Raw genomic sequence first — 6,741 nt, forward strand, 5'->3', positions numbered from 1 at the left:
GCCACGGCCGCGGCGCTGCGCAGCCAGACCGGCATCGCCCGCGCCTTCGAGTACTTCGACAAGGTGACGGTCGCGGCGGTCTCCATCGGCTCGTGGGAGCCGGGCATCTCCACCGTGCACGACATGCTCAGCGACTCCGAACGCGAGCACTACTCCACACTCGGCGTCGCCGCCGAGATGTCCGCGCACCTCTTCGACAAGAGCGGGCGCCGCATCGGCCGGGACCTGGGGGAGCGGTGCATCACCGTCGAGGCGGAGCGGCTGCGGCGCATCCCCGAGGTGGTCGCCATCGCGGGCGGCCAGCGCAAGGCGGAGGCGGTCGGCGCGGTCCTGCGTTCCGGACTGGTGACCAGCCTCGTCACGGACACCGCCGCGGCCGACTATCTGCTGACGGAGGCCGAGCCCGGTCCCAAGCCCGCTCTGGAGCGGGCCGACCCGGACGGCTCCTGAAGCTGCGTCCGAGATGAAGTCCGCCCGCACCGGGGCGTACCGGTGCGGGTGAGGTCTTCACAGGCCGGCGGGTTAGTCTCGATTGCGGCCGTGTCCCCGCGGCCCTCCCCCTGAGCCTCCGGCTCGGGAGGTACCCCCAGCGCACTCTCCGAGGAGACAGGCAGCCATGACCACGCAGCGCACCAAGCTGCCGGGCGTCGGCACGCAGTACGACATCGAGACCCGGGCCGGCCGCCACATCTCCGTCGTCGCCCACCAGGACGGCCGGCGCTTCCTCGGCTTCTACGAGCCCGACGACCCGGACGCCTGCCAGGCAACCGTTCCGCTGGACGCCGACGAGGCCTCGTCCCTGGCCGAACTGCTCGCTTCTGCCGACACACCCAGGGTCCGCGCCAGCGAGATGGACCTGGACCTGGTCACCGAGCGGGTCCCGGTGACGGCCCGGTCCCCGTACCGCGGCCGCCCCCTCGGTGAGACCCGCGCACGTACGCGCACAGGCGCCTACATCGTCGCGGTGCTGCGCCGGACCGGCCCGCACCCCTCACCGGGGCCGGAGTTCCGGCTCGAGGCGGGGGACGCCGTCGTCGCCGTCGGCACCCGGGAAGGCGTCGACGAACTGGCCCGCATCATCGCCGGAACCTGAGCGGACCGTCGGGGCCGGCCTCCCACGGCCGGTCCCGAAATGAGAGAAGGGCCAGGTCGAGCACGTGCACGACACCACTGTTCTGCTGATCGAACTGGGCGCCGTGATCCTCGGCCTGGGCCTCGTGGGGCGCTTCGCGGGGCGCATCGGCATGTCACCGATCCCGCTCTACCTGCTGGGCGGGCTGGCCTTCGGGCACGGAGGTCTCTTCCCGCTCAACGCGACCGAGGGGTTCATCGAGGTCGGCGCGGAGATAGGAGTCATCCTCCTCCTGCTTCTGCTCGGCCTCGAGTACACGGCTTCGGAGCTGGTGACGAGCCTGAAGACCCAATACCCCTCCGGCATCGTCGACTTCGTGCTCAACGCCACCCCCGGCGCCCTCGCCGGTCTTCTCCTCGGCTGGGGTCCCGCGGGCGTGCTGGCGCTCGCGGGAGTCACCTGGATCTCCTCCTCGGGCGTCATCGCGAAGGTCCTCACGGACCTGGGGCGGCTCGGAAACCGTGAGACGCCGGTCATCCTCGGCGTGCTCGTCATGGAGGACCTCTCCATGGCCGTCTATCTGCCGCTGCTGACCGCCCTGCTCGCCGGCGTCGGCGTCGCGGGCGGCAGCGTCACGCTGCTGGTGGCCCTCGGCACCGTGGGGCTGGTGCTGTATCTGGCCCTGCGGCACGGCCGGTTGATCAGCCGCGCGGTCAACTCCGAGACGCCGGAGATGCTGCTGCTCGTCGTGCTCGGTCTGACACTGCTGGTCGCCGGCATCGCGCAGAAGCTCCAAGTATCCGCGGCGGTCGGTGCGTTCCTCGTCGGCATCGCACTGTCGGGGGAGACGGCGGAGAACGCCCGGCCCCTTCTCACCCCGCTGCGAGACCTGTTCGCGGCGGTCTTCTTCGTCTTCTTCGGGCTCTCGACGACCCCGTCCCAGATCCCGCCGGTGCTCCTGCCCGCGCTGCTGCTCGCCGTCGTCACGATCATCACCAAGATCATCACCGGCTGGTACGCGGCACGGCGCGCAGGCATCAGCAGGCGCGGGCGGCTGCGGGCTGGTGGCGGGCTCGTGGCTCGCGGGGAGTTCTCCATCGTCATCGCCGGACTCGCCGTCAGCGTCGAGCCGCGCATCGGGCCGCTCGCCACGGCGTACGTCCTGCTCCTCGTCATCGCGGGCCCGCTCGCAGCCCGTTGGACGGAGCCCGCGGTGGACGTACTGCGCAAGCGGCTGCGACGGGAGCGGCCTGCGGACGGAGACGCGTCCTCCGTGCCCGCCGAGACTCCGGAACCGCTCAAGCGCTGAAGCGTTCCGTGCTCACTGCACCCCCGCGCGATTCGCCGTGGAGCCGGCCGGGGTGGGGCCCCGGCCGGCTCGGGAGCGGACGTACGGGCGCGGGTGCGCGGAAGCAACAGGACTGCGGGAGCCGACGCCCCCGGGAGGGAGCCTCGGCGGGGGTCAGGAGAGGGTCAGCCCCCAGGTGGCGAGCACTTCTCCGATCGGCTGGTAGAAGGTGGACCCGGCGCTCGCGCCGACGATGAACCCGAGAGCCTTGCCGCCGGAGGTGAAGGCCGGACCGCCCGCGTCTCCGGGCTCGGAGCGGGCGCTGGAGCTGAAGAGGCCGCTGACCGTGCCGTCCGGGTAGTTGACCGAGACGTTGACCGCGGTGACCGTGCCGCACGACATGCCGCTGACCCGTCCGATGTGGCACATCGACGATCCGACGACGGGTGACGCGCTGCCGGTGATGTCGACGGCGTCGCCGCTGCCGGTGCCGACCTCGCCGGGGTGGGAGACGGCGGGGTTGGTGTAGCGGATCACCCCGAAGTCGTTGACGGGGAAGGACGTGCCGACCGTGGCGCCGACGGGCACCGTCATGGCGGCGTCCGCATACCAGTTGGTGCCGCCGCTGACGCACTGTCCGGAGGTGATGGCGTAGTCCTCCGCACCGTCGGTGGCGTTGAAGGCCACGGTGCACACGCGTCCGGCGGAGTAGATGGAGTCACCGCCGCGGATCACCGACTGCCGGGCCGCGGAGGGCCGTTCGCTGCTCCCGGCATGGCCGGCGGGCTCGGCCGCGGACGCGGCGGGCACGGCGCCGAGCAGTAACAGCGCGAGGACGGCGGCGCCGGCAGCGGTGCGGGAGAGGGCGGATCTTCGGGAATTCATGACACTCCTTCATGGTGTGACCGCGGCCCGGCGCAAAGCCTGAGGCGCGGGGATGCGGTGGGACCCGCTCATTGTGTGAGAACACCGGCGCACTGCACCAGATGTGTGAATCCACGCTATTCGGAAGGTTGTTGGCCGCTATACCGCCAGAGTGGCCGGATCTGGTGCTTCTTTGTTTGCGTGCTTTTGACAGAAGACTCGACCTTCATTCACAACGCTATCTAGAATGCATCCCGGGACTTCCCACTTGTCGGACTCGCAGAAGATGCCCTGTTTTGCGCACCGCGTATGACAGAGGTTCAGACCACTCTGCTTTCCTTCCGAGTGAGGAACCGGGGCATTTTCCACGCCATCGTGTGACCACGGCGTACTACCAGTGCGGACGACGGGGGCGGGGTACGTGAAAAAGGAACAGTCGACCAACTGTTGCGAATCCGGCTTGGAGTTGATACCGGCCGCAATCGGCCTGGGCAACGCGGAAACTGGGGGACAGACCAATGCGTTTTCAACTGCTGGGGCCGTTGAGCATCGCAGACGGTCAGAACGTGGTCGTCCTTCAGCCGTCCAAGCCGACGAGCCTCCTCGCTGCGCTCCTCGCGCACCCCAACACCGTGGTCGCCACCGGCTATCTGCTGCGAGCCCTCTGGGACGATGAGCAGCCGGCGACGGCAAGAGCCGCCCTGCAGACGTGTGTTCTGCGGCTGCGGCGGATCTTCGCCAAGTACGGCATCGCCAACAACGCGATAGAGGCCGTGCCCGGCGGCTACCGGATGCCCGCCGACTCCGCGACCCTCGACCTCGTCCGCTTCCGTGAGCTGGTGAGGGAGTCGCGGGAGACGCAGGACTCCGAGACCGAGCTGTACAAGCTCAAGGAGGCCCTCGCCCTGTGGCAGGGGCCCCTGCTGGCCAACGTCTCCTCGCAGATGCTCCACCGCGACGAGGTGCCGCGGCTCACGGAGGAGCGGCTGCGGGCGCTGGAGCGGGCCTGCGACATCGAGCTTGCGATGGGGCGTTGCCGCCAGGTGCTGGTGGAGCTGTGGGAGGCGGCGCGCACTCACCCCGGACACGAACGTTTCTCCGAGCAGTTGATCGAGGCCCTGTACCGAACAGGCCGCCAGGCAGAGGCCTTTGCCGAGTACCGGCGGGTCAAGATGCGCCTGAAGGAGGAACTCGGCGTCGACCCGGGCCCTTCGCTGCAACGGCTCGAACTCTCCATCCTCCGCGGCGACGACCTGGGGCCGGCGGTGGCGGACCAGATGGCGCTGCTCCCTCCGCCGCCCCCCGCCCTGGACCAGGCTCCCGCCCTGCCGCCTGCCGCCGCTCAGGTTCCCCCTCAGGTTCCCGCTCCGGTGCAGGCCCCCGCAGCCGTACGGACCGTCCGGCCCACACCCGTCTCCTGCTTCACCGGGCGGGAGGCGGACAGCGAAGCCATCGCCGAGCGCCTCACCTGCGAACAGGCCGGCACTCCCGCCTTCGTGGTCATCTCCGGTGCTCCCGGCATCGGGAAGAGCGCGCTCGCCGTCCAGACGGCTCACCGGATCAAGGACGCCTTCCCCGGCGGCAGCCTCGTCCTTCCGATGGCCCGCCCTGATGGAACGCCGGTCACGGCCGACGAGGCACTGGAGGTGCTGGGGCCGCCCGAGAGCAGGGCGAGCCGGTCGCTGCTCGTGCTCGACGACGTGCTCAGCACCGACCAGGTCCGTCCGCTGCTGCCCGCGGCCGAAGGCAGCGCAGTCGTCGTCACGAGCAGACGGGGGCTTGCCGGGCTCGTCGCCACGCACGGAGGGCTCGTCCACCGTCTCGGCACCTTCGAACCCGAGGAGTCACGGCGGCTTCTGGTCAGCACCCTCGGCAGACGGCGGGTCGAGTCGGAGAGCGAGGCAGCCGACGAACTGGCCTCGCTGTGCGGCCACTTCCCGCTCAGCCTGCGCATCGCGGCGGCACGTCTGCTGACCCGGCCCACCCTGCGGATCGCCGACTGCGCCGCCTGGCTGGCCGAGGACCTGCCGGCCCGGCTGGCCCTGGCCGACGATCCCCGCATGTCGGTGCCCAACATCCTCCAGGGCGCGCTGAACCGTCTCGAACCCCGTCTGGCCGAGGTGTTCGTCCGCGTCGGAAGCCATGAGCGTGCCGCGCTCACCGGGGCGGAAGTGGCCGGGAGCCTCGGGAGCGGACCACCGGCGGAGGCCGAGGAGATACTCGAACAGCTCGCGGACGCAGGGCTGTTGGAGGAGGGCCCGCCCGGCCCGTACCGGATGCACGAACTGCTCCGTTGCTACGCGCGTCGAGCTGCCCGTGAGCCCGGCAGGGCACAGCGGGCCGACGCACCGGGCTGAGATCCCTCCAGACCAAAACGCACCGACCGCGCAGCCTCGCCGACCGCGCCCGACCACCCAGGGGTGTCACCACACATGGCCACAGCCGCCTACGAAGCCGTAGCCGCGACCAGACCTCGCATACGCCGAGACGTGCTCTTCACCGAGACGCCGGACGGGGTCCTCTTCCACAACGCCGACGGCGGCTTCCAGCTGACCGCCAAGTCGGCTTACAGGTTCGCCACGTTGATCGTCCCTCACCTCAACGGGCAGCATGCGGTCTCCGAGATCAGCGAGGGCTTCGGCGAGAGACAGCGCGCCATGCTCGGCGAACTCGTCAGGACGCTGTACGCCCGCGGCTTCGCCCGCGACGTCCCGGAACCGGACGGCAAGCCGGGGGACGAGGGCTTCCCGTCACCGGACGCGGCCCGCCGCTTCGCCCCGCAGATCGCCTACATCGACCACTACACCGACGCCGCGGAGCGTGCCTTCGCGCGATTCAGGCAGACGCGGGTGGCCGTACTGGGCGAGGACGACGTCGCCCGCTGGTGCGTGCTCAGCCTGATACGCAACGGCAGCGCGGCCATCGGCGTCCTTCCCGGGCTCGAGCGGGCGGACATCGACGCGGAGGCGGCGGAGGCAGCCGCCGACGAATGCCCCGTCGACATGCCGGCCCTCCGCCTTCCGGGCGGTGAAACCCAAGGCGCGTGGCGGGAGTTGGCGTCGTACGACGTCGTCCTGGTCACGGGCGGGCCCGGTGCCGCGCAGCACCTGTTCCCGCTGCTGCGGGAGGGTATCCCGAAGGGCGTGGCCGTCATACCGGCGTGGTCCTACGGCGAACACGCCGTCATGGGGCCCCTGATGGCGCACGGCCGCGGCGGCTGCTGGTCCTGCGCGCTGCTGCGGCTGGGCTCGGGGGGCTCGAAGGGGAGCGTCGCGGCTGCCGCCGACGTGTGGAGCTCACTCGCGCTGCCCGGTGCCGCTCCTGCGGGCGGACGGCCGGACGGACCGCTGGCCGCGATGATCGGCAACATGCTCGGCTACGAGGTCTTCCGCTTCACGACCGGGGCCCTTCGTGCCGAGACCGACGGCCAGTTGATCGTCCAGGACATGGCGTCCCTCGACGTCACCTCCGAGCCGCTGCTGCCCCACCCGCGCTGCACCCTGTGCACGCAGGCGGA

The 6,741-nt window shown here is 70.8% G+C and carries 6 protein-coding genes; 5 read left to right on the forward strand and 1 reads right to left on the reverse strand.

Going from position 1 to position 6,741, the window contains the following annotated elements; all coding sequences use genetic code 11:
- From H5J26_RS26750 to H5J26_RS26760, 3 genes are all read left to right on the forward strand, one after another.
- The coding region (locus H5J26_RS26750) for a sugar-binding domain-containing protein (protein WP_235981160.1) at nt 1–450 on the forward strand (450 nt) is incomplete at its 5' end.
- A 166-nt stretch (nt 451–616) separates the two neighbouring features.
- Complete coding sequence (locus H5J26_RS26755; RefSeq protein WP_181768541.1) at nt 617–1,093, forward strand: cation:proton antiporter regulatory subunit; 477 nt, start codon at nt 617–619, stop codon at nt 1,091–1,093.
- A gap of 64 nt (nt 1,094–1,157) precedes the next feature.
- Nucleotides 1,158–2,381: a cation:proton antiporter gene (locus H5J26_RS26760; RefSeq protein ID WP_181768542.1), complete on the forward strand. Its 1,224-nt coding sequence runs from the start codon at nt 1,158–1,160 to the stop codon at nt 2,379–2,381.
- Between the two features lie 153 nt (nt 2,382–2,534).
- Here the strand turns inward: H5J26_RS26760 and H5J26_RS26765 are convergent, their stop codons facing one another.
- Nucleotides 2,535–3,245 carry a S1 family peptidase gene (locus H5J26_RS26765; protein ID WP_181768543.1) on the reverse strand — a complete coding sequence of 237 codons (711 nt, stop codon included), beginning with the start codon at nt 3,243–3,245 and terminating at the stop codon, nt 2,535–2,537.
- 497 nt (nt 3,246–3,742) lie between these two features.
- Between H5J26_RS26765 and H5J26_RS26770 the strand changes: the two genes are divergently transcribed.
- Nucleotides 3,743–5,581, forward strand: coding sequence for an AfsR/SARP family transcriptional regulator (locus H5J26_RS26770; protein WP_181768544.1), 1,839 nt, complete (start codon nt 3,743–3,745; stop codon nt 5,579–5,581).
- A gap of 75 nt (nt 5,582–5,656) precedes the next feature.
- Nucleotides 5,657–6,741: TOMM precursor leader peptide-binding protein (locus H5J26_RS26775; protein ID WP_181768545.1), on the forward strand; the 1,085-nt coding region annotated here is incomplete at its 3' end.

Origin of the sequence: Streptomyces albidus (ex Kaewkla and Franco 2022) (genome assembly GCF_013870515.1) — a bacterium.
In the GTDB taxonomy this organism is placed as follows: domain Bacteria; phylum Actinomycetota; class Actinomycetes; order Streptomycetales; family Streptomycetaceae; genus Streptomyces; species Streptomyces albidus.